The sequence below is a fragment of the Gracilimonas halophila genome (assembly GCF_042684365.1).
In the GTDB taxonomy this organism is placed as follows: domain Bacteria; phylum Bacteroidota; class Rhodothermia; order Balneolales; family Balneolaceae; genus Gracilimonas; species Gracilimonas halophila.
Genome location: NZ_JBHULI010000018.1, coordinates 1 through 826 on the forward strand (window position 1 = coordinate 1; position 826 = coordinate 826).

2 protein-coding genes are annotated in these 826 nt (G+C 39.5%); both read right to left on the reverse strand.

Annotated features, from left to right (window positions below):
- Positions 1–115 precede the first annotated feature (115 nt).
- The gene (locus tag ACFSVN_RS04985) at positions 116–397 is read right to left on the reverse strand and encodes a helix-turn-helix domain-containing protein (RefSeq protein ID WP_066220362.1); all 282 of its coding nucleotides are present in this window, start codon (positions 395–397) and stop codon (positions 116–118) included.
- Positions 397–744 carry a type II toxin-antitoxin system RelE/ParE family toxin gene (locus ACFSVN_RS04990; protein WP_390299511.1) on the reverse strand — a complete coding sequence of 116 codons (348 nt, stop codon included), beginning with the start codon at positions 742–744 and terminating at the stop codon, positions 397–399. The genes ACFSVN_RS04985 and ACFSVN_RS04990 overlap by 1 nt, the downstream gene beginning before the upstream one ends.
- Positions 745–826 lie beyond the last annotated feature (82 nt).

An 826-nucleotide genomic window follows, 5' to 3' on the forward strand; every position in this document is an offset into this window, starting at 1 on the left:
GTTTAAACGGCGCGGGGATTATGATTTGGTTGAAGTAGCGAAATTATTTCCTGGCAATCAGGTTCCATTGCGCCCCGTCCGTGTCCGATTTAAAACGCATTGTTATGTTTTGAATTTACTGGATTTCGAGCTTTACTTTTTTACCTAATGCCTTCGCATATTTGGTAAGCGTAGAAAGTTTGATATCCTCGGCATGATTTTCCATTCTGGAAATCACTGATTTTGTGGTGTTCAACTTCTCGGCAACATCAGCCTGGGTTGCTCCCATATTTTCACGGGCTTGGCGAAGAATTACTCCGATTTTGAAATTGAGGTATCCTTCCTCAAAGTTTTCGGCAAACTCAGGGCTTTCGGCTTTCTTTTGATCGATAAAAATTTCTAAATCATCTTTACTCATTATTGTTTCCTCCGGTAATAATCACGTTTACGTTCTTCGGCAGTCTCAATTTCCTGTTTAGGAACTTTATTCGTTTTCTTGGCAAAACCACTGGTTAATACAATCAGTTTTGGACCGTCAAAAAATCCCAACAACCGAAAAGTGTTGTTCCCAAGCGTTGCCCGAACTTCCCAAATATCATCGGTGCTTTTGAGCTTCTTCAAATACTGAGTGGGAACCTGTTCTAAATCACGAACTACACGAAGTGTCCAAACCACTTTCTTAGATTGCTTGTCAGGAAGACTTTGTAAAAAATCTTCGACAGGACAATTCCCGGTTTTTGTTCGGTAAAACTTGATAACGCGCATATCTCAAAGTTAGCATATATGCGAACATTGTCAAATAAATTTTATAGCGAAATGAAAGGGGAAGTAAATGAAGAACATAACG